We start from the raw sequence: 23,687 nt of genomic DNA, 5'->3' as shown, positions 1-23,687 counted from the left end.
AGTTTCCATGGCTTCGCAAGCAAGTCTGGTCCGCTTCTTTCCCGCACGGGGGGCCAAGGGCCCCCTGCCGGGTTTCGGGCTGACCTTCGGTTTCACGGTGACCTACCTGAGCCTGATCGTCCTGATTCCGCTGGCGGCGGTGTTCCTGAAGACGACCGCGCTCAGCTGGGAACAGTTCTGGGCGACGGTCACCGCGCCGCGCGTGTTGGCTTCCCTGAAGCTGACCTTCGGCACGGCGGTGGCTGCCGCATTGATCAATGGCGTGTTCGGCGCGATCCTGGCCTGGGTGCTGGTGCGCTACCGCTTCCCGGGCCGCCGCATCGTCGACGCCCTGATCGATCTTCCCTTCGCGCTGCCCACGTCGGTGGCCGGCATTTCCCTGGCCGCCATCTATGCGCCCAACGGCTGGATAGGCGCCTGGGCCGAACCATACGTCGGGCGCATCGCCTTCACGCCCTGGGGCGTGCTGATCGCGCTGACCTTCATCGGGCTGCCCTTCGTGGTGCGCACCTTGCAGCCCGTGCTGGAAGAGTTCGAGAAAGAGCAGGAGGAAGCGTCCGCCTGCCTGGGCGCCAGCCGCTGGCAGACCATACGCAAGGTCATCGTGCCTTCGCTGTTGCCCGCGTGGCTGACGGGCGTGGCGCTGGCCTTCGCCCGCGGCGTGGGCGAATACGGCTCGGTCATCTTCATCGCCGGCAATGTGCCGCTGGTGTCGGAGATCACGTCCCTGCTGATCGTCATCAAGCTCGAGCAGTTCGACTATGCGGGGGCGGCGGCCCTGGCCGTGGTCATGCTGGTCCTGTCCTTTGTCATCCTGCTGCTGATCAATCTGCTGCAGTGGTGGCTGCAGACCCGCCATTCGGGCCGCGCATCGGCCGGCGGACGGGTTCCCGCCACTTCCGTCCTGTCCGCCGGGAGCGTCTCATGAGCGATACCCTGACCTTGCGCCCCGAGGCCTTCGTGCCGGCCCGCATCCAGCCGGCGCGCGACAATGCGCGTGACGAGAGGATCGAAGTCAAGATCGTGCTGATCGGCGTGGCCTTGTTGTTTTTTGTCCTGTTCCTGCTGCTGCCGCTGGTACTGGTCTTTGCCACGGCGTTCAGCAAGGGCATCGCGCCGTACCTGTCCGCCTTGCAGGATGCCGACACCTTGCACGCGGTGCGCCTGACCATTCTGGTGGCTCTGATCGCCGTGCCGCTGAATATAGTTTTCGGATTGGCGGCGTCCTGGGCGATCGCGCGTTTCGAGTTTCGAGGCAAAAGTCTGCTCACAACCCTGATAGACTTGCCATTCTCGGTCTCGCCGGTGATCGCGGGTCTGGTGTTCCTGCTGATTTTCGGACGGCAGGGGCCGCTGTGGGACTGGCTGGATGCGAATAATATACGTATTGTGTTCGCTTTGCCGGGCCTGGTGCTGGCAACCTTGTTCGTCACCTTTCCCTTCGTTGCGCGTGAATTGATCCCCTTGATGCAGGCGCAGGGCAGCGAAGAAGAGGAGGCGGCCCGCGTGCTGGGGGCGAGCGGTTTCCAGTTGTTCTGGCGCGTGACCCTGCCCAAGATCAAGTGGGGCCTGCTGTACGGCGTGATCCTGTGCAATGCGCGGGCCATGGGCGAGTTCGGCGCCGTGTCGGTGCTGTCGGGCCATATCCGCGGCCAGACCAATACGCTGCCCCTGCACGTCGAGATCGAATACAACGATTACCACACCGTGGGCGCGTTCGCGTCGGCCTCCGTGCTGGCCTGCCTGGCCCTGGTGACCCTGGCCCTGAAGCTGTGGGCCGAACGAAAAATGGTTCAAGACGGCGATCGCTGATCGCTGCTTTCGGAGTTCGCAATGAGTATCGAAGTTCGTCATCTGGTCAAACGCTTCGGCGCCTTCACCGCGCTGGGCGACGTCACCCTGGATTTCCCGCCCGGCGAGCTGGTGGCCCTGCTGGGGCCCTCGGGCTGCGGCAAGACCACCTTGCTGCGCATCGTGGCGGGCCTGGAGCATGCAGACTCGGGCCAGGTGCTCATCAACGGCAAGGACGTGGCCGCCGTGGGTACGCGCGACCGCCAGGTCGGCTTCGTGTTCCAGCATTACGCCTTGTTCCGTCACATGACGGTGTTCGAGAACGTGGCCTTCGGTCTGCGCATCAAGCCGCGCAAGCAGCGCCTGCCCGAGGCCGAGATCCGGCGACGCGTGCATGAGCTGCTGGAACTGGTGCAGCTGGACTGGCTGGCGGACCGTTATCCGGCGGCGCTGTCCGGAGGGCAGCGCCAGCGCATCGCCCTGGCGCGCGCCCTGGCGGTCGAGCCGGGCGTGCTGCTCCTGGACGAGCCCTTCGGCGCCCTGGACGCCAAGGTGCGCAAGGAGCTGCGGTCCTGGTTGCGCCGCCTGCACGATGATCTGCACATCAGCACGCTGTTCGTCACTCATGACCAGGAAGAGGCCATCGAGGTGGCCGACCGCATCGTCGTGCTGAACAAGGGCAGGGTGGAGCAGCAGGGCGCGCCGCAGGAGGTGTATGACCATCCGGCCAGTCCTTTTGTATACGAGTTCCTGGGCGCCGCCAATCGCCTGCCCGGCCAGTTCGCCCGCGGCGGCTTCGTGGCCGACCCGCAACTGGGCCAGTTCGAATCGGCCGAGGCGCTCAACGGCCGCCCCGCGGGGCAGGGCGAGGCAGTGGGTTACGTGCGTCCGCATGACCTGGACCTGCAGCGCAAGCTGGACGGCCAGGGCATCGCGGTGGCGGTGCAGCGCATCATTCCGCTGGGCGCCACGGTGCGCGTGGAATTGGCCCTGAACGAAGGCGACACGCCCTGGGAGGCCGAATTCGACCACCAGAGCTGGTCCCGGCTGGACCTGCGCCCCGGCGAGCGCGCCCTGGCCCTGCCGCGCAAGTTCAGCGCCTTTCCCATCGAGGCCAAGCCGGACGCCATTGCGGTGTGAGTGAAGCAGAACGCAAAGACCGGGCCGGGCCCGGTCTTTTTTGTTTCGTGACGGTTCCAGTTCGATGGAGCGAGACTGGGACTTTCGTAGATGGATGATCAATCAGGGAAGGCTCGATTGCCCCACCGGCTGCTGGCCAGGTAATCGCGCAATCGGGTCTTCAGGTACGGCAATACGGCAACTTGACCAATTTATTGTATTGAGAATCGTTCCTATTTCTGTTAAGATTCGAAGCCTTACTGGGCATCCTGTCCAGCCCCGTCATGATCCATGCGGGTTGCGGAATGTGTAGAACGGATTATGACCCGTATTGCCTCTGAAACGAATACCCGTCGGATGCTGGCCCTCAAGGTGACGGGCCTGGCGCTGGCCTTGGGACTGCACGTGGGCGTGTTCGCCACGCTCTTGTGGACCGAACAGCCCAAGATGGTCGGGGAGCCGGCGCCCATGGATGTCATCGGCGTCACCTTGCTGGAGCAGGACGAGCCTCAGGTGCAGGAGGAGCCAGCGACGGCGCCTCCTCAGGAGACGGTCGCCGAGCCTCAGCCCGAGCCCGAGCCGGAAATCGAGCCTGAACCGGAGCCCGAGCCGGTGGTCGAGCCGGAACCCGAGCCCGAACCGGTAGTGGAAAAACCACCGGTGCCGGAGCCGCCCAAGCCCAAACCAAAGCCCAAGCCTAAACCCAAGCCCCGGCCTCAGCCGGAAAAGCCGGTGGAAACGCCGCCGCAGCCGGTTCAGCCCGCCGCGCCCGTCGCTCCTCCCGGTCCGGCCACCGACAGGCCCGCGCAATCCGCGGCCGCGGCCCGTTCCACCGAAGGCGACCAGCCCAAGGTGATCGGACGCGTGGACTATCTGGGACGGCGTCCCGTGCCGGTCTATCCTCGCGCCTCGGAGCGCCGCCGCGAGCAGGGCCGGGTGGTGGTCCGGGTCCTGATTTCCACCCAGGGAACGGTGCTGGAAGCCAAAGTGCAGCGTTCATCGGGTTACGAGCGTCTGGATGAGTCCGCCCTGAAAGCGGTGCGTACGGCGCGTTTCAAACCTTATACGGAAAATGGCGTGGCCTATCGAGCCATGGCTGATATTCCTTTCGACTTCGTTTACTAGGATATTTCAATGATGCAGGAAATACTTCAAAGCGCATGGGTAGGCCTGGCACAGGTCGCTGGGCCTGTCGCCGACCAGGCAGCCGCCGCGAGCGCTGCCGCCGCCCAGGAGGCCACCGGCGTGCTGCACTTCATCCAGCAAAGCGATGCCGTGGGCAAGACGCTGTTCGTGATCCTGGCCCTGATGTCGGTGGCGAGCTGGTACCTGATCATCGTCAAGGGGATTCTGTCCTTCCGCCTGAAGCGACGCTCGCAGAATTTCGTGCGCGAGTTCTGGTCGGCCAGCTCGCTGGAGCAGGTCGAGAACGAAATCGCCACGCATGGCGCGCGCGATCCGTTCAGCCACCTGGCCAGCCATGCCATTCACGCCCAGAAGCATCACGCCAAGTACGGCGCCATGCGTCTGGAGGAAAAGGGCTCCACCGATGCCTTCGTGTCGCGCATCATGCGCAAGGTCATCGACGAGGAAACCGCGCGGCTGGAGAACGGCCTGACCCTGCTGGCCTCGGTGGGCTCCACCGCGCCTTTCGTGGGTCTGTTCGGCACGGTGTGGGGCGTCTATCATGCCCTGGTCAATATCGGCCTGTCCGACGGCGTCACGCTGAACAAGATCGCCGGCCCCGTGGGCGAGGCCCTGGTCATGACCGGGCTGGGCCTGGCCGTCGCCATTCCGGCCGTGCTGGCCTACAACGCCTTCGTGCGCACCAACCGGGTCTATCTGGCCCAGCTGGACGCCTTCGCCCATGACCTGTTCACCTTCCTGACCACCGGCCAGCAGGTGCAGGAGAGCCAGCCCGTGCTGCGTCGCGTGCCCACCTCGGGCGGCGGCGCGGCCTCGTCCTCGGCGGCCGCCGCCAAGCGGGAGCACTGATCATGGCTTTCGGCAGCTTCGACAATCGCAATTCGGGCTCCGCCCTGTCCGAAATCAATATGGTGCCGCTGATCGACGTGATGCTGGTGCTGCTGGTGATCTTCCTGATCACGGCGCCGCTGCTGTCGCACTCCATCAAGATCCAGCTGCCCCAGGCCAGCTCCGAGCCGGTGCAGCAGGATCCCAAATCGGTGGACTTGGCCATCGATGCCATGGGCCAGGTCTTCATCAACGAGCAGCCCGTGGCCCTGGAGGATCTGGCTTCGGCCCTGGCGCCCTTCGCCAAGGAACAGCCCCAGCCCGAGCTGCGCATCCGCGCCGACACCGACACGCGTTATGAAGTGCTGGCCCAGGTCATGAGCCGATCCAAGGCATCCGGCCTGACCCGCCTGGGCTTCGTCACCCGTCCGGCGCCGAGCCAGCCGGCTGCGGCCGCGCAGCAACAGAACGGCGCCGCCGGCCAGCCTTCGGCCGCCGCGACGCAGCAGGCGCAGCCGGCCCAGGCCCGTCCCTAGCCGCGGTATACGCCTGTACTTTTTTCTTGGCCCGTCGCGTTGTCGCTGCAGCGCGACGGGCCGATTTCGTAATAAAATCCCCCGCATGCGAGTACTAGTCATCGAAGACGACGCCACATTGGGCGCCGCATTGCAAGAGTTCCTCAGCGATCAGGGCTACGCCGTCGATTGGCTCCAGGAAGGGGAAAGCGCCCTCAAGGAGCTGAGCGCGCAGGTCTACGACCTGCTCCTGCTGGACCTCAATCTTCCGGGCATCAGCGGCCTGGACGTGCTGCGCCATCTGCGCCAGCAGGGCAATCCCATCCCGGTCCTCATCCTGACCGCGCGCGACGGCATCGAGGATCGCGTCTCCGGCCTGGACGCCGGCGCCGACGACTATCTGATCAAGCCCTTCGATCTGTCCGAACTGGCGGCGCGGGTGCGCGCCTTCGGCCGGCGCCGCAGCGGCCAGGCCCAGCCCGTCATCGAGGTCGGCCCTCTCAGCTTCGACACGGTGGGACGCGAACTGCGTTGCGCCGGTCAGCGCATCAGCCTGTCGGTGCGCGAGCTGTCCGTGCTGGAAATGCTCATGATGCGCGCCGGGCGCGTGGTCACCAAGCAGCAGATCGTCAATTCGCTGTCGGCCTGGGACGCCGATTTCAGCGATAATGCGGTCGAAGTCTACGTGTACCGGCTGCGCAAGCGGCTTGAGGGAACCGGCGCCGTCATCCAGACCGTGCGCGGCTTCGGCTATCTGCTGGACGTCGAGAGCGCGGCCTGATCGTGGCCGGGGCCGCTTCCCGTCGTCAGTCCCCATAGGTCATCCATGCCCGATCAATCCGCCACAGACACCGCGCGCCTGCCTTTCTGGCGACGCCTGCTCCTGCGTTTCCCGGCCCCCGGCTCGCTGGCCCGCAAGCTCATGGGGCGCCTCTTTCCCCCGATTTCCATCCTGGTCGTGCTGGACCTGAGCGTCACCTGGGTCCTGACCCGGCGCATGAGCCTGGAGGACTGGCTGCTGCGCGACATCTTCTGGACCATGGTGCTCAGCCAGCTGCTGCTGGTGGGGCTGATCGCATGGGTGCTGTTGTCGGGCATACGTTCGGGCCTGGCGTCCATCCACGATCTTTCGCGCCAGATCCGCCATCGTTCCGACGAGGACTTCGAGCGCCTGGATCCGCGCGGCTTGCCGGCCGAGGTCGTGCCCCTGGTCGAGCACTTCAATGAATTGCTCGAGCGCCTGGGCGACACCCTGCAGGCGCAGAAGCGCTTCATAGGCCATGCCGCCCACCAGTTGCGCACGCCCCTGAGCGGACTGCGCCTGGAGTCCGAGCTGATGCTGGCGCGGCCCCTGCCCGAAGACATACGCCAGCGCGCCGAGCGCATCAAGAGCGTGTCGGACCGCATGATACGCATGGGCCAGCAATTGATGGTGCTGGCGCGCGCCGATTCCACCGTCAACATCAAGGACAGCTTCGTGCGCCTGGACCTGTGCGAGTGGGCGCGGGAGGAGGGCGGCGACTGGTTCCTGCAGGCCCGCCAGCATGGCGTGGAAATCCACTTGACCGCGCCCGAGCTGCCGGTCTGGATCGATGCCGAGCCGGTGCTGTTGCGCGAGCTGCTGTCCAACCTGATGGACAATGCCCTGCGCTATGGACGCGGTACAGACGCCATCATGCTGCGCGTGGCCAGCAATCCGCCCTCGCTGTCGGTCGAGGACCACGGGCCGGGCATCGCGGGCGAGGACAGGCTGCGCGTCTTCGACGCATTCTATCGTTCGCCGGGCAGCCAGGCGGAGGGTTCCGGCCTGGGCCTGGCCATCGTGCAGGAGATCGCCCGCGCGCATGGCGCCTGGTGGAGCCTGCTCAGCCGGCCCGACTTTCCCGGCACACGCGTTACCATTGTATTTCCCGGTCCGCGCATCGGCGCCAGGCTGACGCGGACTGAAACTCTGAGCGGAAACTGAGCATGCCTCACCTTACGGCCAATCCCAAGAACGGGGCGCGCACGGCGCTGGTGATGGGCGCCCTGGGCGTCGTATACGGCGACATCGGCACCAGCCCCCTGTACACCATGAAAGTGGCCTTGGGGGCCTATGCCCATCCGGGGGCGGAGCAGGTCTATGGCGTCCTGTCCCTGCTGTTCTGGCTGCTGACGCTGGTGGTGACCGTCAAGTACGTCACGGTCGTGCTGCGGCTGGACAACAAGGGCGAAGGCGGCACCCTGGCCCTGATGGAGCTGGCTGCGCGCGGCCTGCAGGGGCGGCGCCGCTGGGTCATCATGGTGCTGGGACTGATCGGCGCATCGCTGTTCTATGGCGACAGCATTATCACCCCGGCCATCTCGGTGCTCTCGGCCATCGAGGGGATAGGCATGGTGTCTCACGTGCTTGATCCCTGGGTCGTGCCCCTGGCGGTCGCCGTGCTGGTGGCCCTGTTCCTGATCCAGTCCCACGGCACAGGCACCATGGGCAAGCTGTTCGGCCCCATCATGCTGGCCTGGTTTCTGGTGCTGGGCGGCTTGGGGCTGTGGCGCATCATCGAGCACCCCCAGGTGCTCGCGGCCCTGGACCCGCGCTGGGCCTGGGCTTTCATCGCCCAGGCGCCCTGGGAGACGTTCTTGCTGCTGGGCGCGCTGGTCCTGGCCCTGACCGGGGCCGAGGCCCTGTACGCCGATATGGGGCATTATGGAAGGTCGGCCATACGCCGGGCCTGGTTCGTGGTGGTCATGCCTTGCCTGGTGCTGTGCTATTTCGGCCAGGGCGCGCTGCTGATCTCCGACCCATCCGCGATACGCAATCCCTTCTTTCACCTGGCGCCGTCCTGGGCGCTGGTGCCGCTGGTGATCCTGGCCACGGTGGCCACCGTCATCGCCTCGCAATCCGTGATCTCGGGCGCCTTCTCCGTCACCCGGCAGGCTGTGCAGCTGGGTTTCTGGCCGCGCATGGTCATCCAGCACACTTCGGCCCGCGAAGAGGGTCAGATCTACTTGCCGCGCGTCAACCTGCTGCTGTTCCTGGCCGTGATGGTGCTGGTGGTGAGCTTCGGCTCGTCCGATCGCCTGGCGCACGCCTACGGCTTCGCGGTGACCGGCACCATGCTCATGACCAGCCTGCTGGCCGTGTCCATGCTGCCGCGCGGTTCCACCGGCCTGAAGCGCTGGGGTTGGTTCCTGCTGCTGGGCTTTTTCCTGCTGCTGGACACGCTGCTGTTCTCGGCCAATGCGCTCAAGCTGCTGGACGGCGGCTGGCTGCCTTTGCTGGTCGCCATCTGCCTGCTGACCTTGATGATGACCTGGAAACAGGGACGCCAGGCCATTCACGACACCCTGATCGAAAACCAGCAACCCTTGAAGGAATTCATGGCGGGACTGGAGCAATACCCGCCAACCCGCGTGCCGGGCACGGCCGTCTTCATGAGCATGCTGGTCAATACGGTGCCTCCGGCCCTGCTGCACAACCTGAAGCACAACAAGGTGCTGCACGAGCAGGTGCTGTTCCTGACGGTGGACAGCGCCGGCGTGCCCTATGTGCCCTTTGCCGAGCGCTACAAGCTGGAGCGCCTGAGCCGCGACAGCTGGCAGGCCGTGGCCACCTGGGGCTTCAAGCAGGAGCCCAATGTGCCGCAGTTGCTGCAGCAGATCGCCCAGGAGCATCCGGAGCTGAACCTGGAGCCGATGGCCACTTCTTTTTTCCTGTCGCGCCAGACTGTGATGATCCAGTCCCGCAAGCCCTGGTACATGGGCTGGCGCCGGCGGCTATTCGCCTTCATGGCGCGCAACGCCAGCCGCAGCACCCGCTTTTTCAAGATTCCGCCCAATCGCGTGGTGGAGATGGGCATGCAGATGGAACTTTGAGGCTTGGTCTAGGCCGGCCAGACCTTTCCGGCGGCGTCCTGCAAGGAGGGCGGTTCATCCGTGCCCGCTGCGATGCGGCGGATGATTTGCGGCAGGCGGGCCCGGTTGGCGGCGCGCGCCGCGTCGTACTCCATGATGTGCGCGGTGCGAGCGGCCAGTTCGGCGCCCACAAAGCGCTCCAGCAGATAAAGCGTCAGGTCCACGCACAGGCTGACGCCTCCGCCGGTGATGATGTCGCCCTCGTCCACCAGCAAGGCGTGCTGCACGGCGCAGCGGGGCTCCAGGTCCGCCAGCGTCGCCAGGGGAGGGGCCTCGGGGGCGGCGTGGACCGCCTTGGTGGTCGCCCGCCTGCCCTGCAGCAGGCCGGCGCGGGCCAGCAGCATCGCGCCGGTGCATACGCTGGCCAGCACTTCGCCTCGTTCGCGCCGGTTGCGCAGAAAGTCCAGCAGAGCCGTGTTGCGGGCCTGGGCCTGCCATCCGGGTCCGCCGGTGATCATCGTGACCTGCGCCGGCGGGGCCTGCTCGAAGCTGTACTCGGTCTCCAGGACCAGGCCATTGCGCAGGCGCACGAGGCCGCCAGACTGGGAAACGGTGTGATAGCTCAGTTCCGGAGCCAGACGCCGGGCCATGGACAAGGTGCCCATGATGCCGACCTCGATGGGTTCCACGTCGTCGTACAAGACAATGCCGATATGCATGAGGAAACTCCTGTGGGAATGTTTCCTCATGCTATTTCAATGTTTCCTGATTGGCAACATAAAAACGCCTGTGCCTGATCATGCGTCGGCAGGCGGTTCGATGATCACGACCAGCGCCTGGGCCTCGCCGTCCAGCGCCCGACCGCGGTGCGGCGTGTTGGATTCGAAGTACATGCTGTCCCCGGCTTCCAGCACCACTTTGGCCAGCTGGCCGCGTATCTTGAATTCGAACTCCACCTTGCCGGTCAGCAAATAGACGAATTCCTCTCCGGCATGTTCGAAGAAGACCTGGGGGTTGGTGTGCTGGGGAAACGTGAACATGAACGGGTCCATGTTCCGGTTGGCTTTCTTGTGGGCCAGGCTGACGTAGTCGTAGCCATAGTCGCTGCCTCCCCGGCTGACCGGCTTGCGCTCCCAGCTGTGCACCACGGATACGGGGGAGTCCGGCGTCAGGGCCAGCGCAAGGCTTTCCTGGCCGGGGTCCACGAAGAAGCTGCTCAGGTCCACGCCCATGGCCCGGGCAATGCGCGCCAAGGTGCCGATAGGCGGGGCCTTGTTGCCGTTTTCGATCTTGGACAGATAGCCCTTGGTAAAGCCCGAACGCTCGGCCAGCGCATCCAGGGTCAGGCGGTGTTCGCGCCGCAACTCGCGCAAACGCTGGCAGACGGCGGCTTCTTCTTCATCGGGGGCATCATTGGTAGGGATGGGGTTGCTAAGGTCCTCGGTCACGCCTGATTCCACGTCTGATCGGTAAGATGGGCAGGTCCGGCGCTGCAGCGCGCGGCGCCGGACCTGCAGGTAACGAAGGCGGCCCCGCGCCGTCCGGGCGACGGGGCCAGTCCAGATCATACCGTATGCGCCCGACGGCGCGCAGAGCTTTCAGCGCACCAGCAGCGCGTGCTTGTCGCGCCGTTGCGCCCAGTGATCCGCATCGGGCAGGGCGGGCGCACCGCTTGCCGCCACCGGCCATATTTGCGACAGCTCGTCGTTCAGCGCGATGTAGTGGCGACGGTCGGGGGACAGCTCATAGTCGCTGGCGATGGCCTGCACCGGGCAGGCCAGGACGCACAGGGTGCAGTTGATGCAGACGTGCGGATTGATGACCATGAAATTGGGTCCGCGATGGAAGGCATCGGCGGGGCAGACGTCCAGGCATTCTCCATACTGGCAGTTGATGCAGGGATCGGTGACGACGCAGGTCATGGCAGCTCCTGGCGGGGAGCAGGGCGCGCGGCGCCCTGCGGGAGGGCGCGCCGATTCAGGCGGCCCGGAATCCGGCTGTGCCGAAGAACACATTGGGCTTGCGGTAGACCGCCAGCAGGATGCAGCCTTCGTCGGAATGCGTCTCGTGCAGCGAGCCCGGTTTGCGCCAGACGTACTGGCCGGCCCGGCAGATGCCGTCGTGATCATAGAAAGAGCCTTGCAGCACGAAGCTCTGCTCGATTTCGGGATGGCGATGGAAGGGCAGCACGGCGCCGGGTTCCCATTTCAGCAGTACGGTCATTTCGCCTTCCTCGTCGTTGCGGTACAGCACTTTCATCGAGATCTTCTCGAACTGGGATGGCTGCCAGTCCATGGATTCGGGGTCGATGTAGATGGAACCGCCCTGGGTGGGTTCCAGCTTGCCTTTCAGACGCTGGGCGTAGTGCGTGTTCTCGTCGGCCTGTGCGGTTGCGGCTTGCGTGTTCATGATGTCTCCTAGGTTGGACCGCCCCCCTTGGGTCGGTTAGGGATAATCTAGCCTCGTGTTTTCTATTAGTCAACTTTTTCAGGGAAATTTATAAAAAGTTTACTTATAAACCCTAATTTAAGCCTAAATAGTTTCCTGTCAGTATTTGCTCACCGTATGTTTTTCCTGCGGTTACGCAAACAAGGGCCGGCCGGCCCGGCAACCAGGAGACAATGATGAGCATCACAGTCAAGGCGGATAAGCTGGATGAGTCCGCTGCACAGGAGCGGCTCGCGCAGGAGGACGAAAAATCCATGCGCCGGGTCGTGATGGCCAGCGTGATAGGCACGACGGTGGAGTGGTATGACTTCCTGCTGTATGGAACCGCGGCGGCGCTGGTGTTCAACAAGATATTCTTTCCCGGACTGGATCCCTTGATGGGCACGCTGGCGGCCCTGGGGTCTTTCGCGGTGGGTTTCATCGCGCGCCCGCTGGGCGGCATCGTGTTCGGACACTTCGGGGACCGCGTGGGCCGCAAGTCCATGCTGATGCTGACCATGTTCCTGATGGGCGGAGGAACCTTTGCCATCGGCCTGCTGCCCACCTATGAGCAAATCGGCGTCTGGGCGCCCGTCGCCCTGATCCTGCTGCGTGTCATCCAGGGCTTTGGCATAGGCGGGGAATGGGGCGGCGCCGCGCTGATGGTGATCGAGCATGCGCCGCGCCATCGGCGCGGTTTCTACGGCAGCCTGGTGCAGGTCGGCTTTCCGCTGGGCATGCTGGCCTCCACCGGCATCCTGGCCTGGCTGACCCGCCTGCCCGAGGACGAGTTCCTGAGCTGGGGGTGGCGCGTGCCTTTCCTGCTGAGCGTGGTCCTGGTGGCCCTGGGTTTCTACATACGCCTGCAGGTGGTGGAGTCGCCCGTCTTCCAGGCCAGCCAGGACGAAGGCCCGAACGAGGGCGCGCAGCCTGACTCCGACAAGGCGCCCTTGTGGCGGATTCTCTCCGAGCATCGGCTCAACCTGTTCCTGAGCATAGGGTTGAAAGTGTGCGAGGTGGCCTGGGTCTATATCCTGACCGTGTTCGTGATCGTCTATGGGACCAGCGCGCTGGACTTGCCCAAGGGGCTGATCCTGGATGGCGTGCTGCTGGGCGCCGCACTGGAGGTGGGCTTCATTCCCCTGTTCGGCTGGCTTTCCGACAAAGTAGGGCGCAGGGCCCTGTATTATTTTGGCGCGACCTTCGTGCTCCTGTCGGCCTATCCCCTGTTCCTGTGCCTGGAGACCCGAGATCCGCTGATCATCATGGGCGCGATCGCCGCCTGCATGACGCTGGGGCACGGCGCCATGTACGGACCGCAGGCCGCCTATCTGCCCGAACTGTTCGGCACGCGGGTGCGCTACAGCGGCGCGTCCCTGGGGTGCCAGGTGGCGGCGGGCGTGGGGGGCGGACTGGCGCCCATGCTGGCGACCTGGCTGCTGGCCCGCCAGGGGCATTACTGGGGCGTGGCGGTCATGGTCGTGCTGCTGGCCCTGGTCACCTTGTGGGCTACGCGCCGCAGCCCCGAGACCTATCGCGACGACCTGACCCAGACCCAGTAGGGCATGAGCAGGCTGGGCCGCCCGAAAGCGCGCCTTCAGGGACGGGCCAGGGGGGAGTCGAGCGCCTGAAGGCAAAAAAACAGCGCCTCGTGCAGAGGCGCTGTTTTTGTCGGACGCTGCGGCCGTTTATTGCGGCGCCGGCACCACGGTGGTGGTCTCGCGCAGGATGCCGCCGCCCTCCACGCTGCCGCGGATGGTGGTGTCCTGGCCGGACATGGTCTTGAGGCAGTCCTGCTGCTGGCTGGCCGGCAGGCGCTGGCAGCGGGCGTCGCGGTTGGCTTCCATGCTGGCGCCGGGATTGGTCAGTTTGTTCTGGCGCTCTGCCTGCAGGGCGGCTCCGGCCTCGCGGCGGCAGGTGGTGCGTTGCTCGCCGGTGAACTGTTCGCAGCGCTGGATGCTTTGCTTGTACTCGGCGGCGGCGCTTTGCGCCCAGGCGGCGGAAGACATCATGCCCAGGCCGAGCAGGCAGGCGCCGAGCAGTTTGGGTGCGGATGGCAGTTTTCGTGGATTCATCAATCTAACTCCTTTTCAAGGTTAGGGAATCACACGGCAAGGGTCTCTGGCGGCGGAACCGCCTTTGGCCGTGCGGGGCGTGGTGCGCCCCTGATCCGGAAGATTTCCGCCCGCGAGGGTTTGCGGGCAGGCTCACGACCTAGTATAAGCGCCCTTCCTGTAACAGGGTGCAAGGGAAGTTGTCCAATGCCTGAGGTCGGACGCGGGAACCGGTTCGAGGTTTTCGCGCAGTCCTAAGGCCGCGGCGCGGAGCCTGCATCGTCGACAGGCGGGGACGGCGCCTTGTTGGGCACGCTCATGTAGCCGGGCTCGTCGGGCGCATAATCGGCCAGGCGCTGGCGCAGCTCGCGCTTGATGGCCGCGCGCATCAACAGGATGGCCGTCACCGGCGAGGTGATGACCAGCAGCAAGGTGATGATGATGGGATGCAGGATGGGACGGCTCAGCAGGTAGCTGGAGCTGATGGCCACCGCCAGGATCATGAAGAACACGCCCAGTGTGTTGCCCAGGGTGGGCGCATGGATGCGTGAATAGAAATGTTTCAGGCGCAGCAGGCCCGCCGAGCCGATCAGGGAGACGAGGCCGCTGAGCACCAGCAGCAGGGCGACCGGGACGGCCAGCCACCAGGGCAGCAGAGCAGTGGTGTTCATGGTTCGATGACCTCCGCGCGCAGCAGGAACTTGGCCATGGCCGCCGAGCCCACGAAGCCGAACAGGGCGATCAGCAAGGCGATGTCGAAATACAGGTTCGAATCGAAGCGGATGCCCAAGGCCAGCAGAGCGAGCATGCCGTTGACGTACATGGTGTCCAGCGCCAGCACCCGGTCGGCGGCCGAAGGACCCTTGAGCAGGCGCACGACGGCGCAGCACATGCCCAGCACGAAACAGCCCAGGGCGAACTGGCAGGCCCAGTAGACGATATCGATCATTGGAAAATCTCCAGCAGCGGTGCTTCGTAGCGCTTCTGAATGGTGTCGAGCCAGACCTGCTCGTCCTGCAGGTCCAGGATGTGCAGGGTCAGGGTGTTGCTGTCCTCGTCAAAGCCCGACCATACCGTGCCGGGAGTGTAGGTGATGATGCAGGCCAGGGCGGCCAGGCCGTGCGGGTCGGTCATGCGCAGGGGGATGCGCAAGAAGCCCGGCCGGGACGCCTGGGGGCCCTTCACGACGATGCGGCCCACGGCGATATTGGACAGGACGATGTCCCAGGCGACCTGGCCGGTCAGCTTGAGCGCCACCAGGGGACGGCGCATGCTGGCCTTGACAGGGCGGAACGGAATGGCCGCCAGGCTCAGCCAGATGGCCAGAAGAATGCCCAGCACCACGTAGCCGGCGGACAGCGAGTCGTTCAGCAGCAGCCAGATGGCCAGCAGCAGCAGGGGCAGGAACAGGTGCTTGATGGAGCGCTTCATCACAGGCCTCCCGCTTCAACAGGACGCAAGGGGTTCTGGCGCAGCACCGAGCCGATGTAGGTGCGCGGCTCGTCCAGTTGACGGGCCGTCTGCTCCAGATAGGTGGTGATGGGGCCCGCGTGCCAGCTCAGCACGGCGCAGGCCAGGATGATGGCGCCGATGGGGGCGGCTTCGATCAGTTTCAGGCGCGGGATGGCCATGTCGCTGTTGCTCCAGAACAGGCGTATGCCGGTGCGCACCATGGCAATCAGGCCGGCCACGCCAGACAGCAGCACGGCGCCGGTCAGGATCCAGGCGTTGAGCGGTTCGGGCGACTGGCCCGAGGCCTTGAGGGCGGCCGTCAGCAGGGACAGCTTGGCCACGAAGCCCGAGAGCGGCGGCAGGCCCACGATGAGCAGGGCGCAGGCGATGAAGGACATGCCCAGAAAGACCATGACGCCGGGGATGGCCAGGCCCACCACGTCGTCGCTGTGGTCCTCGGATTCCGGATCGTCCACGTCGAACACCTCCTGGCTGACCGCCAGCAGGTCGGCCCCGAAGGGCTTGGTGCGGCTGACCAGTTCCAGCAGCAGGAAGAAGGCGCCCAGCGCCATCACGCTGCTGAGCATGTAGTACAGCGCCGGTCCGGTCAGGATGACACCGGGCATGCCCAGCGCCGCCAGCAGCGTCCCCGAGGACACGATGATGCTGTAGCTGGCCAGGCGTTCGGGCTGCCGGGCCGCCAGCAGGCCCACCGCGCCCACGGCCAGCGTGGCGATGCCGGCGGGGAACATCCAGGCGCCGCCGAAGGCGGCCGGCGCACCCGTGGGCAGCAGCAGCGAGCCGATGCGCAGCAAGGCGTAGATGCCGACCTTGGTCATGATGGCGAACATGGCGGCCACAGGCGCGCTGGCATTGCCGTATGCGCCGGGCAGCCAGAAGTTCAGGGGCCAGGCGGCGGCCTTGATCAGGAAGGCGATGCCCAGCACGGCGATGGCCGATTCGAACAGCAGGCGGTCCGAGTTGGGCAGCGAGCCGGCGCGCAGGGCCAGATCGGCCATGTTCAGCGTGCCCGTCACGCCGTAGATCATGGCGATGGCGATCAGCAGCAGGAAGGAGGACACCAGGTTGACGGCGATGTAATGCAGGCCGGCGCTGACGCGCGCGGGTCCCGAGCCGTGCAGCATCAGGCCGTAGGAGGCCGCCAGCAGCACTTCGAAGAAGACGAACAGGTTGAACAGGTCGCCGGTCAGGAAGGCGCCGTTCAGGCCCATGAGCAGGAGCTGGAACAGCGGGTGGAAGTGCACGCCGACGCGGTCCCAGCGCGCAAGGGAATAGAACCAGCAGCAGAAGGCCAGCACATTGGTCAGCACCAGCATCAGGGCCGAGAGCCGGTCCACCACCAGGACGATGCCGAAAGGCGCAGGCCAGTCGCCCAGCAGATAGACGCCCACGGCCTGCGGCCAGATGGGCGCCAGCGTGCCGTCGGCCAGCAGGAGCAGGTAGACGGCGCAGAACAACTGGGCCAGCAGGGAGGCGAAGGCGATCAGCAGCTTGTAGTGGCGGCGCTTGTCGCGCAGCATGATCATCAGCGCCGCCGCCATCATGGGGATGGCGACGGGCAGGATAGGCAGGTGTTGGTTCAGCAGGTTCACAGATCGTCTTCCTCGCGTCCGTCGACGTGGTCCGTGCCCGTCAGGCCGCGGCTGGCCAGCAGGACGACGAGAAACAGGGCCGTGGTGGCAAAGCCGATCACGATGGCGGTCAGCACCAGGGCCTGGGGAAGCGGGTCGGCATAGTCGGCGACGGCCTCGCCGGCGTCGATGACCGGGGCGGCGCTGATCTTGAGCCGGCCCATGCTGAAGATGAACAGGTTGACGGCATAGGACACCAGGGCCAGGCCCATGATGACCTGGAAGGTGCGCGGGCGCAGCAGCAGCCAGACGCCCGAGCCCGCGAGCACGCCGATGGCGATGGAGAGGACGATTTCCATTAGTTTTGCTCCGTCGCGGAAGAAGAGGCCGAGGCGGGGCGCGCCGCCGGCAGCTTGCGGTAGAAGCGCAGCGACTGGTGGGCCAGGGCGACCAGCATCAGGATGGTGGAGCCGATGACCAGCATGAAGACGCCGATGTCGAAGATCAGGGCGCTGGAGGTGTGGACCTCGCCGACCAGCGGCAGGTGCAGGTCCCAGCTCTGGGCGGACAGGAAGGGCTTGTTGAACCACCAGACCAGCATGGCGGCAAAGCCCGCCGTCAGCAGGCCGACGGCGATCCAGGTCTGGGGCTGGATGAGCGGACGCGACTCCATCCAGACCACGCCGCTGACCATGTACTGCAGGATGATGGCCGTGGCCATGATCAGGCCGGCCACGAAGCCGCCGCCCGGCAGGTTGTGGCCGCGCAGCAGGAAATACAGGGAGATCAGCGTGGCGACCGGCAGCAGCAGGCGCAGCAGCACGGCGGGGATGCGCATGATGCCGTCGGGCAGCAAGGCTTCCGGATCGGGTTCGACGAAGACCGCTTCGTGCGTGTCGCGCACGTTCTGGCGGCGCACCAGCGGCATGGCGATGGCTTCGACCGGCGGCCGGAAGCGGCGCAGCAGCGCGAACACGGTGATGGCCACGATGCCCAGCACGGTGATCTCGCCGAAGGTGTCGAAGCCGCGGAAGTCCACCAGGATGACGTTCACCACGTTGGCGCCGCCGCCCAGCGGCAGGGATTTTTCCACGAAGAAGGGCGAGATGCCGCTGGGGTGCGGGCGGGTCATGACGGCGAAGGCCAGCGCCGCGACGCCGCCGCCGGCCAGGACGGCGATGGTCAGGTCGCGGCCGCGGCGCAACAGCGCGCGGCCGCTGTGCCCGGCGCTGCCGGGCATGTCGCTGACGCGCTGCGGCAGCCAGCGCAGGCCCAACAGGATCAGCACCATGGTCACCACTTCCACGGCCAGCTGCGTCAGGGCCAGGTCGGGCGCCGACAGCCAGGCGTAGGTGAGACTGGTGACCAGGCCGGCGCCGCCGGCCAGCAGCAGCGAGGCGGGGCGGTGGAACTTGGCCTGGCGCGCCGCGCCGATCGCGCACAGAACGCCCACGGCCCACATCAGGGCGAAGAGGGGATCCAGGGGCGTGAAGCGCACGGTCTTGATCCAGTCGCCGCGGGTCAGCGGCAGCGCGGCCACGCACAGGGTCACGACCAGGATCAGCAGGATCTGGCGCTGCAGCCGCGGCGAATACAGCTTGCCCGCGGCCCAGTTGGCCGCGACTTCCAGGTATTCCATGGTCAGCTCGAACAGGCGGCGGCCGTCGGCGCGCGTGAGCAGGGGCGTGCGGCCCTGGCGGTTGCGGTAGAAGCGGTTGATGAGCAGAACCAGGATCACCCCGGCCAGGGTGGCGACCAGGCTCATGATCAGGGGCAGGTTGACGCCGTGCCACAGGGCCAGGTCGTATTCAGGGGTTTCCAGTCCCAGGATGGCGTTGGCCGCGGTATGCAGGAAGGGACCGAAGGTCAGGCCCGGAATCACGCCCACCAGCAGACAGGTCAGCACCAGGATGGCGCTGGGAATGAGCATCTGGCGCGGCGGTTCGTGGGGCTTGCGCGGCAGGTCGGTGGCGACCGGGCCGAAGAAGACCTGGGCGATGAAGCGCAGCGAATAGGCCACGCTGAAGGAGCCGGCCACCACGGCCACGCCCGGCAGCAGGTATTCCCAGGTGCTGCCGTTGCCGGCCAGGATGGTCTCGGCGAAGAACATCTCCTTGGAGATGAAGCCGTTGAGCAGCGGCACGCCCGCCATGGCGGCGGCCGCCACCGTGGCCAGCGTGGCCGTCAGGGGCATGGCGTGGCGCAGTCCGGACAGGCGGTTCAGGTTGCGCGTGCCCGTTTCATGGTCCACGATGCCGGCGGCCATGAAGAGCGAGGCCTTGAAGGTGGCGTGGTTCATCATGTGGAACAGCGCGGCCACCAGCGCCAGTGGGCTGTTCAGGCCCAGCAGCAGGGTGATCAGCCCCAGGTGGCTGATGGTGGAGTAGGCCAGCACGCCTTTCATGTCGCGCTGGAACATGGCCACGTAGGCTCCCAGGGTCAGCGAGCACAGGCCCGCCCCGCCGATGATGAAGGCCCATTCGGTGGTGCCCGACAGCACCGGCCACAGGCGCGCCAGCAGGAATACCCCGGCCTTGACCATGGTGGCCGAGTGCAGGTAGGCGGACACCGGCGTGGGCGCGGCCATGGCATGCGGCAGCCATATATGGAAGGGGAACTGGGCGCTCTTGCTGAGCGCGCCCAGGGCGATCAGCACCAGCATGACGGTGTACCAGGGGTGGTTGCGTATCTGCTCGCCCGATTCGAGCACCACGCCCAGGTCGTAGCTGCCGGCCGCCTGGCCGAGCATCAGCACGCCGGCCAGCAGGCAGAAGCCGCCCGTGCCGGTGATCACCAGCGACATGCGCGCGCCGCGCCGGGCGTCCATGCGGTGATACCAATAGGCGATCAGCATGAAGGAGGACAGGCTGGTCAGCTCCCAGAAGACCACCAGCTGGATCAGGTTGCCCGAAAGCACCACGCCCAGCATCGAGCCCATGAAGGCCTGCAGAAAGGCGAAGAAGCGCCGCACGGGGTCCTGGGCGGACAGGTAGTAGTGGGCATAGAGGGCGATGAGCGCGCCCATGGCCGTGATGATGAAGCTGAACAGCCAGGCGTAGCCGTCCATGCGCAGCTTGAAAGTCAGGCCGTGGGCGGGAATCCAGGCGCGCGAGGATTCGATGACCTCGCCGCGGGCGACGTCGGGATAGGCGTACAGGGTGAGGAGGGCACAGGAGACTGCGACGGCGCCGGCCAGGGAGGCCTGAAGTTTGCGCGCATGCGCGGGCAGCAGGGAAGATAGCAAGCTGCCGGCAAAGGGCAGCGCTAGGATCACGAGCAGATACATCAGGCTCCAACGGGCGGTAAATTAGGCGGTTAGCGCTTAATGATACGATATATGACGCTAATGTCAGCCTGTCGTCAGCTAAAAAAGTAAATTTTTTACTTGTCGCGGTCTTGATGCAGGTCAATTGGCTCGCCAGGGTTTTCTCTCACAATGAGTGCTTATCAAGAAGAAAAGGCCTCTTGCTGGAGAATCAGCCATGCCCAGTATCCTGGAAGAACCCGACGCACCGGCGCTCGGCAATCCCGACATCGAAATCTCCGAAGCCCTGATCCGGCGTTTCGACCGCACCGGCCCGCGCTACACATCCTACCCGACGGCCGATCGCTTCTTTCAGGATTTTCCTGCGCAGCCCTATATACATGAACTCTCGCGCCGCGCCCTGAGCAGCAGCAACCCGCCCTTGTCGGTGTACCTGCACATTCCGTTCTGCCAGTCCTTGTGCTACTTTTGCGCCTGCAACAAGGTCATCACCCAGGACCGCAGCAAGAGCGAACAGTATCTGCGCTACCTGCTGCGCGAGATCGACATGGTCACCCAGTATATGGGCGAGGACCGGCGCACCGAACAACTGCACCTGGGCGGGGGTTCGCCCACTTTCCTGGAACATGCGCAACTGGCGCGGCTGATGGAACGCCTGCAGGCGCGTTTCCAGTTTACGCCCGATGCCGAGCTGGGCATAGAGATCGATCCGCGCACCCTGGCCGACGGCACCTTGCAGGGCCTGGCGGAACTGGGCTTCAACCGCACCAGCTTCGGCGTGCAGGATTTCGATCCGCGCGTTCAGGAGGCCGTCAACCGCATCCAGCCCTTCGACATGGTGCGCCGCGCCGTGCAGGACGGCCGCGCCGCGGGCTTCCAGTCCATCAATACCGACCTCATCTACGGCCTGCCGCTGCAGAGCCTGGACAGTTTCGCGGCCACCATCGATTCACTGGTGGAACTGCGCCCCGACCGCATCGCCTTATACAACTATGCGCACCTGCCCAATCGTTTCAAGGCCCAGCGCCTGATACGCGAGGCCGACCTGCCCGACGCCGAGCAGCGCCTGCAGCTGTTCCTGATGTCCTCGCAGCGCCTGCTGGACGCCGGCTATGTCTATATCGGCCTGGATCATTTCGCGCTGCCCACGGATGAATTGAACCTGGCGCGCCTGGACGGCAGTCTGCACCGCAACTTTCAGGGCTACACCACGCGCGCTTCCTGCGACCTGGTGTCCTTCGGCGTGTCCTCCATCGGCCATGTGGGCCCCATGCATGTGCAGAACGTTCGCAGCCTGCGCAATTACTATGCAGACCTGGACCGCGGCCGCATTCCCGTGGAGCGGGGCATCGTCATGCAGCAGGACGACCGGCTGCGCGCTGAAATCATCATGAACCTGATGTGCAGCGTGCCGGTGCAAATCGCCCGCCTGGAGGCGCGCTACGGCATCGACTTCGCCAGCTATTTCGCCACGGAACTGCAGGAGCTGCACACCTACGAAGAAGCCGGCCTGGTGGCGGTGGACGGCGAGTCCATCCGCGTGCTGCCCAAGGGCCGCCTGTTCGTGCGCGCCTTGAGCATGGTGTTCGACAAATACCTGGCCCAGGCCACGACGGCCCGCTACTCCCGCCTGATCTGACGCACCGGCCGCCGGCCGACGTCCATTGCCCTGTTCCCGGTCCCGACGTGGCCGGGCAGCTTCTTGCATCAACTTAAGGTATAACATCGTGCTAAAGACGGATTTGCGTCTCATGTCCCTGAAAGGAAAACTGCTTCTGCCCATCGTCCAGGGAGGCATGGGCGTCGGCATCTCGGCGTCCCGGCTGGCCGGCGCGGTGGCGGCGCTGGGCGGGCTGGGAACGATTTCCAGCGTGGACCTGCGGCGCCACCATGAAGACCTCATGGACAATACCCAGGGCGACGTGCCCAAGGACGTGGTGGACGCCGCCAATCTGCAGGCCCTGGACCGCGAAATTCGCAGCGCGCGGGAGCGCTCGGGCGGGCGGGGCGCGGTGGCGGTCAATGTCATGAAGGCTGTTTCCCAGTATCCTGCCTATGTCCGCCAATCCTGCGAAAGCGGAGCGGACGCGGTGGTGGTGGGCGCCGGCTTGCCGCTGGATCTGCCTGAGCTGGTCCAGGACCATCCCAAGGTCGCTCTGATCCCCATCCTGTCCGATGTGCGCGGAGTCACGCTGCTGATCAAGAAGTGGCTGCGCCGCAAACGCCTGCCCGACGCCGTGGTCATCGAGAACCCGCGTTACGCCGCGGGACACCTGGGCGCGCCCGACGACCAGTCGCTCAGCAAGCCTGAATATGCGTTCCAGCGCGTGCTGGAGGGGTGCCGGGCCCTGTTCCGCGAGCTGGGCCTGGAAGCCGAACGCATCCCCCTGATCGCCGCCGGCGGGGTGCACCGCCCCGAGCAGGTGCGCGAACTGATGGGCTGGGGCGCAGACGGCGTCCAGCTGGGCACGGCTTTCGCGGTCACCTCCGAGGGCGACGCCCACGTCAATTTCAAGCGCGTCCTGCTCGATGCCGAGCCCAAAGACATCGTCACCTTCATGAGCGTGGCCGGCCTGCCGGCGCGAGCCGTGCGCACCCCCTGGCTGGACGCCTACCTGCACAAGGAAAGCAAGCTGCAGTCCGTCGCGCGCGAGCGGCCCTGCACGGAAGGTTTCGACTGCCTGGCGCATTGCGGCCTGCGCGACGGCGTGCAGCGCCATGGACAGTTCTGCATCGACCGCCAGCTGGCCTACGCCTTGCAGGGCGATGTGCAGCGCGGCCTGTTCTTCCGCAGCTCGGAAGTTCTGCCCTTCGGCAAGGCCATGAAGTCGGTGCGCGAATTGATGGATTACATGCTCAACGGGCGCAGCTCCGACGCCGTCCAGCCGGCGGCGGGCTGAGCCCTTCGGCGGCCCCGGCTCATCGTGCGCCGGAGTCGCCGACCTCGCGAATCAGCCCGTCGGCATGGCCATCCAGCGTATGGACGGCGTGCTGGCGTTGTTGCTCCAGCAGGAGCCGGCGGGCAGTCTCGTAGCATTCATCGATGTGCTGGTTGCCCACCTTGCGCAGCACCACGAAACTGATCGTGGATGAGATCGCGCTGCCGATCAGCGGCACATACTTGGCGCCGTATTTGCCGGCCAGTTTCTTGGCTCCCATGCGCACCAGCATATTGACGACCCGGTCGGTCGTCAGCACCCGGCCCACCAGGCCCACGCCCATGCTGGCGCCGCCCACGATCACCAGTTTCTTCAATTCCGGGCTCAGGCTTTCCACGTCCTCGGCCGACAGGCCGAAGCGGGCGTTGATCATGGGGATGATTTTCATCAGGATGGCGACGTCCGTGCCCACGTCCACGCCCGGAATGGGCACCACGGCCGCGGCAGCCGACAACAAGGCGCGCTGGCTGACCAGTTTGCGGCAGTCGTTGCGGATGTCGTCCAGTTTCTCCAGCGTCATTGGGCTCATGGGCATGTCCTGAAAACAGATTCTGGCAAAGGCCGCAAAACCGTGCGACCCGAGTAGTATATGAGGGCGCGGCGGCTGTTTTCCAGACCGGGGGGTTGGCTGGCAAAACCGATGCCCATGGTAGTGCCGGCCGGGCCCGCGGGCCTGAATCAGCACCTTTGGACGCATTTGAAATCTTTGCTTTCAAATGCGTCAG

The 23,687-nt window shown here is 65.6% G+C and carries 24 protein-coding genes; 12 read left to right on the top strand and 12 right to left on the bottom strand.

Annotated elements, in window-relative coordinates:
* Positions 1 to 7: 7 nt before the first annotated feature.
* From cysT to ACF3ND_RS10450, 9 genes are all read left to right on the top strand, one after another.
* Positions 8 to 928 (top strand): sulfate ABC transporter permease subunit CysT, encoded by a 921-nt coding sequence (gene cysT / locus ACF3ND_RS10490; protein ID WP_394060182.1) that lies wholly within the window; start codon positions 8 to 10, stop codon positions 926 to 928.
* Positions 925 to 1,812, top strand: a complete 888-nt coding sequence (cysW, locus tag ACF3ND_RS10485; RefSeq protein ID WP_394060180.1) for a sulfate ABC transporter permease subunit CysW — start codon at positions 925 to 927, stop codon at positions 1,810 to 1,812. The genes cysT and cysW overlap by 4 nt, the downstream gene beginning before the upstream one ends.
* A 21-nt stretch (positions 1,813 to 1,833) precedes the next feature.
* Positions 1,834 to 2,931, top strand: coding sequence for a sulfate/molybdate ABC transporter ATP-binding protein (locus ACF3ND_RS10480; RefSeq protein WP_394060178.1), 1,098 nt, complete (start codon positions 1,834 to 1,836; stop codon positions 2,929 to 2,931).
* A gap of 336 nt (positions 2,932 to 3,267) precedes the next feature.
* On the top strand, positions 3,268 to 4,035 hold the full coding sequence (locus ACF3ND_RS10475) for an energy transducer TonB (protein ID WP_394060177.1): 768 nt from the start codon (positions 3,268 to 3,270) through the stop codon (positions 4,033 to 4,035).
* 9 nt (positions 4,036 to 4,044) lie between these two features.
* A complete protein-coding gene (locus ACF3ND_RS10470; RefSeq protein ID WP_394060175.1) occupies positions 4,045 to 4,905 on the top strand; it encodes a MotA/TolQ/ExbB proton channel family protein in 861 nt (286 codons plus the stop codon).
* Positions 4,906 to 4,907: 2 nt separating this feature from the next.
* Complete coding sequence (locus tag ACF3ND_RS10465; protein WP_394060173.1) at positions 4,908 to 5,420, top strand: ExbD/TolR family protein; 513 nt, start codon at positions 4,908 to 4,910, stop codon at positions 5,418 to 5,420.
* Positions 5,421 to 5,505: 85 nt separating this feature from the next.
* Complete coding sequence (locus tag ACF3ND_RS10460; protein ID WP_394060171.1) at positions 5,506 to 6,180, top strand: response regulator; 675 nt, start codon at positions 5,506 to 5,508, stop codon at positions 6,178 to 6,180.
* A gap of 45 nt (positions 6,181 to 6,225) precedes the next feature.
* The gene (locus ACF3ND_RS10455) at positions 6,226 to 7,365 is read left to right on the top strand and encodes a sensor histidine kinase (RefSeq protein WP_394060170.1); all 1,140 of its coding nucleotides are present in this window, start codon (positions 6,226 to 6,228) and stop codon (positions 7,363 to 7,365) included.
* 2 nt (positions 7,366 to 7,367) lie between these two features.
* Positions 7,368 to 9,254, top strand: a complete 1,887-nt coding sequence (locus ACF3ND_RS10450; protein ID WP_394060168.1) for a potassium transporter Kup — start codon at positions 7,368 to 7,370, stop codon at positions 9,252 to 9,254.
* 8 nt (positions 9,255 to 9,262) lie between these two features.
* Here the strand turns inward: ACF3ND_RS10450 and ACF3ND_RS10445 are convergent, their stop codons facing one another.
* From ACF3ND_RS10445 to ACF3ND_RS10430, 4 genes are all read right to left on the bottom strand, one after another.
* Positions 9,263 to 9,952 (bottom strand): DJ-1/PfpI family protein, encoded by a 690-nt coding sequence (locus ACF3ND_RS10445; protein WP_394060166.1) that lies wholly within the window; start codon positions 9,950 to 9,952, stop codon positions 9,263 to 9,265.
* Positions 9,953 to 10,030: 78 nt separating this feature from the next.
* Positions 10,031 to 10,681, bottom strand: coding sequence for a helix-turn-helix domain-containing protein (locus tag ACF3ND_RS10440; protein WP_394060164.1), 651 nt, complete (start codon positions 10,679 to 10,681; stop codon positions 10,031 to 10,033).
* A 150-nt stretch (positions 10,682 to 10,831) separates the two neighbouring features.
* Complete coding sequence (locus ACF3ND_RS10435) at positions 10,832 to 11,155, bottom strand: ferredoxin family protein (protein ID WP_394060162.1); 324 nt, start codon at positions 11,153 to 11,155, stop codon at positions 10,832 to 10,834.
* Positions 11,156 to 11,210: 55 nt separating this feature from the next.
* Positions 11,211 to 11,642: a cupin domain-containing protein gene (locus ACF3ND_RS10430; protein ID WP_394060160.1), complete on the bottom strand. Its 432-nt coding sequence runs from the start codon at positions 11,640 to 11,642 to the stop codon at positions 11,211 to 11,213.
* Between the two features lie 212 nt (positions 11,643 to 11,854).
* On the opposite strand from ACF3ND_RS10430, the gene ACF3ND_RS10425 reads away from it, so the two are divergent.
* Positions 11,855 to 13,222, top strand: coding sequence for an MFS transporter (locus ACF3ND_RS10425; RefSeq protein WP_394060158.1), 1,368 nt, complete (start codon positions 11,855 to 11,857; stop codon positions 13,220 to 13,222).
* Between the two features lie 126 nt (positions 13,223 to 13,348).
* Here ACF3ND_RS10425 and ACF3ND_RS10420 read toward each other — a convergent pair whose 3' ends face one another.
* The 7 genes from ACF3ND_RS10420 to ACF3ND_RS10390 all read right to left on the bottom strand — a co-directional run bounded on the left by ACF3ND_RS10420 (position 13,349) and on the right by ACF3ND_RS10390 (position 20,044).
* A complete protein-coding gene (locus ACF3ND_RS10420) occupies positions 13,349 to 13,735 on the bottom strand; it encodes a hypothetical protein (protein ID WP_394060156.1) in 387 nt (128 codons plus the stop codon).
* Between the two features lie 233 nt (positions 13,736 to 13,968).
* A complete protein-coding gene (gene mnhG, locus ACF3ND_RS10415; RefSeq protein ID WP_394060154.1) occupies positions 13,969 to 14,385 on the bottom strand; it encodes a monovalent cation/H(+) antiporter subunit G in 417 nt (138 codons plus the stop codon).
* Positions 14,382 to 14,663 (bottom strand): K+/H+ antiporter subunit F, encoded by a 282-nt coding sequence (locus tag ACF3ND_RS10410; RefSeq protein WP_394060152.1) that lies wholly within the window; start codon positions 14,661 to 14,663, stop codon positions 14,382 to 14,384. The genes mnhG and ACF3ND_RS10410 overlap by 4 nt, the downstream gene beginning before the upstream one ends.
* A complete protein-coding gene (locus ACF3ND_RS10405; RefSeq protein ID WP_394060150.1) occupies positions 14,660 to 15,145 on the bottom strand; it encodes a Na+/H+ antiporter subunit E in 486 nt (161 codons plus the stop codon). The genes ACF3ND_RS10410 and ACF3ND_RS10405 overlap by 4 nt, the downstream gene beginning before the upstream one ends.
* Positions 15,145 to 16,779, bottom strand: coding sequence for a monovalent cation/H+ antiporter subunit D (locus ACF3ND_RS10400; RefSeq protein ID WP_394060148.1), 1,635 nt, complete (start codon positions 16,777 to 16,779; stop codon positions 15,145 to 15,147). Before ACF3ND_RS10400 ends, ACF3ND_RS10405 begins: the two co-directional genes overlap by 1 nt.
* A complete protein-coding gene (locus tag ACF3ND_RS10395) occupies positions 16,776 to 17,117 on the bottom strand; it encodes a Na+/H+ antiporter subunit C (protein ID WP_394060146.1) in 342 nt (113 codons plus the stop codon). Before ACF3ND_RS10395 ends, ACF3ND_RS10400 begins: the two co-directional genes overlap by 4 nt.
* Positions 17,117 to 20,044: a monovalent cation/H+ antiporter subunit A gene (locus ACF3ND_RS10390; protein ID WP_394060144.1), complete on the bottom strand. Its 2,928-nt coding sequence runs from the start codon at positions 20,042 to 20,044 to the stop codon at positions 17,117 to 17,119. The genes ACF3ND_RS10395 and ACF3ND_RS10390 overlap by 1 nt, the downstream gene beginning before the upstream one ends.
* Before the next feature lie 196 nt (positions 20,045 to 20,240).
* Between ACF3ND_RS10390 and hemN the strand changes: the two genes are divergently transcribed.
* Positions 20,241 to 21,662: an oxygen-independent coproporphyrinogen III oxidase gene (gene hemN / locus ACF3ND_RS10385; RefSeq protein WP_394060142.1), complete on the top strand. Its 1,422-nt coding sequence runs from the start codon at positions 20,241 to 20,243 to the stop codon at positions 21,660 to 21,662.
* A 112-nt stretch (positions 21,663 to 21,774) separates the two neighbouring features.
* On the top strand, positions 21,775 to 22,923 hold the full coding sequence (locus tag ACF3ND_RS10380; protein ID WP_394060140.1) for an NAD(P)H-dependent flavin oxidoreductase: 1,149 nt from the start codon (positions 21,775 to 21,777) through the stop codon (positions 22,921 to 22,923).
* A gap of 19 nt (positions 22,924 to 22,942) precedes the next feature.
* On the opposite strand, the gene ACF3ND_RS10375 is transcribed toward ACF3ND_RS10380, so the two are convergent.
* A complete protein-coding gene (locus ACF3ND_RS10375; RefSeq protein ID WP_394060138.1) occupies positions 22,943 to 23,491 on the bottom strand; it encodes a hypothetical protein in 549 nt (182 codons plus the stop codon).
* Positions 23,492 to 23,687: the final 196 nt, after the last annotated feature.

The sequence above is a fragment of the Alcaligenes sp. WGS1538 genome, from assembly GCF_043187505.1.
GTDB lineage: Bacteria > Pseudomonadota > Gammaproteobacteria > Burkholderiales > Burkholderiaceae_B > Alcaligenes.
The sequence above is the reverse complement of the archived record's forward strand: the minus strand, read 5'-3'. Positions and strand labels throughout refer to the sequence as shown.